Raw genomic sequence first — 2,015 nt, 5'->3', positions numbered from 1 at the left:
TGTCCATATCCAGATCTGGTCCATACCCTTTCACCAGAAGATATATATCGACTGCTATGGGGTCAGTTTGCGGTAGCTGTCTTTCCGTTACGGTTCCCTTCACTCATTCCAGCCACCGCCCCCACCTCGTAGTGCAGCCCCCCACAGCACCACTTTTCACTGCGCTGCAGACGCAGCTTTGTTCCAAGTCGTGCCGGTGGAAAGGAGTTCTTTCCAAAACCAAGTCTTGTCCGCGGGAGCTGGGGCACAGCCCCAGTACCCGCCCTTTCAGGACCAGCTTCCCAATTTTAGTAAGACGCCTTTTCCCTGACTATGGATGTAGTGCTATGAGTATGGCCAGGGCTTTTGCATCCGCATCCAGCCGTGCTCCTCACTCTCCCTGTCTGCTTTCGTATCCGCCCAGGCTCATATACTCTGACTGGTGAGCGTCCGATAAGTTCCTTACGACTATCGGAAGTAAAACCAGACCAGAGCTGGCCGGGACCATCTTTTACTGTCCGATAGTCAAACTTATCAAAAGCTGACCAGTCTTTCGAGGCTACTATTTAGACGCTTCGCGCCCCCCCCCCACCATCCGGACAGGGCAGCTGTGCACCGGAAAATGGCACAGCCGCCCCATCCGGCATACAGCCCGCCCATAAACAAATCAGTAGTAAGAACTACCTCATCATGCTATAATTTTCTAAAGGAAAAGTATAACAATTTAGCAGTAAGTTTGTGTTAGTAGCCTGGATGGCCATACAACTATATATGTTGGATAATGAATTCTTGGTATTTATTGAAGTAATGGGTAATTAAGGGGGATTTAATAAATGAAAAAAATTTGTGTCATGATTATTATGTTTTTTTACCTTACTGTTATACAGCCAGGAAATGCTTTGGCAGCACCTATCATTGTGGATAATGGCACCTTGCAAAGCGTCAACCAAATAGCTATGAGTATTATGAGCAGTGATACGGATTGTATATTAATTTCAGCAACGCCTAATGTTTTGACTTATAATTATACCCCCACTAAAGGTGCTTTTGATGATAAGCTAAAAGACCTTGAGGCCCTTAAGGGAAAATTTTATTATCAGTTGGTGATTAATACTGTGGAGAATACCCAGAAAAAAATAGTGGTAAACGCAGCGATGAATGTTATTTTTACCGATGCTCCTGAATTTGGAACGGGCTCAATGCCTATTGAGCCTGATTGGATTAAATATGTATTATTTGATATAAAGAGCGCCTGCGATGGTATGTATGTCTACGGTTTTACATATGAAGAGACGGCTATAACGAAGGTTACCCCTGGCAAGGCATTTGCAAAAGCTGGTATAGAACCAAACTCAAAGATTATTTCTATTAATGGTAAAAATGCAACAACGAGTGTGGACGTTTTGGGTATGAGACTATGTCCAACAGTAACCTTGGTAGTCGAAAAAGACGGGAAACAGAAAACAGTGCAGCTAAAAGGGGAGTTTCAAACGGCAGAAGAGTTCCGGGCCTCTCATGGTATTTGAATGATACAGTTCTCTAAAATGTAGGCCGTTAATCATTTCCGTTCTATCCTTGACACCTTTTCACAACTTTGATAAGCTAATCGCAACAGGAACAGTTCCTTGTTTTCAAGGCCGACTTATGCTCGGTTTGTAAGGAAACTGTTCCTGTTTTTTATTATGTCATACTATATTTGGGCCATAAAAAACAGGAGCGATCCTATAGTCAACGCTATTGCGTTGTAGAGGACCACTCCTGTTGGGTCATTGTATTTTAATAGTGATATGTTGTCAAGTGGGAATAAAAAAAGGGTTGCCAGCGCAACCCTCAAAAATCAATTCTTTCTTCTTCTTTCCAGTTCAAGCCAGGTGGCTTCTTCCACCGGCCCGATTTTTCGGCTGATGTCATCCAGCATAACATCAATATCTTTCAGTGTTTCATTCATTTGTAATATGGCCAACAGATCATTATGTATCTTACTGGCCAAAATATAATATTCGTTGCTGTTCCCCATTTACCATTATCCCCCGTTA

Annotated in this window: 2 protein-coding genes; one reads left to right on the top strand and one right to left on the bottom strand. The window is 43.1% G+C overall.

Annotated features, from left to right (window positions below; all coding sequences use genetic code 11):
• Positions 1-812 precede the first annotated feature (812 nt).
• Positions 813-1,505 carry a PDZ domain-containing protein gene (locus QZV24_RS10495; RefSeq protein ID WP_294523611.1) on the top strand — a complete coding sequence of 231 codons (693 nt, stop codon included), beginning with the start codon at positions 813-815 and terminating at the stop codon, positions 1,503-1,505.
• A 311-nt stretch (positions 1,506-1,816) separates the two neighbouring features.
• On the opposite strand, the gene QZV24_RS10490 is transcribed toward QZV24_RS10495, so the two are convergent.
• The gene (locus QZV24_RS10490; RefSeq protein WP_294523609.1) at positions 1,817-1,996 is read right to left on the bottom strand and encodes a hypothetical protein; all 180 of its coding nucleotides are present in this window, start codon (positions 1,994-1,996) and stop codon (positions 1,817-1,819) included.
• Between the last annotated feature and the right edge of the window lie 19 nt (positions 1,997-2,015).

Origin of the sequence: uncultured Anaerovibrio sp., from assembly GCA_902786545.1 — a bacterium.
Classification (GTDB): domain Bacteria; phylum Bacillota; class Negativicutes; order Selenomonadales; family Selenomonadaceae; genus Anaerovibrio.
The sequence above is the reverse complement of the archived record's forward strand: the minus strand, read 5'-3'. Positions and strand labels throughout refer to the sequence as shown.

Bases quoted from the DNA above. Each gene is read 5' to 3' on its own strand.
- QZV24_RS10495 (WP_294523611.1), top strand. From the start codon at position 813: ATGAAAAAAATTTGTGTCATGATTATTATGTTTTTTTACCTTACTGTT.
- QZV24_RS10490 (WP_294523609.1), bottom strand. From the start codon at position 1,996: ATGGGGAACAGCAACGAATATTATATTTTGGCCAGTAAGATACATAAT.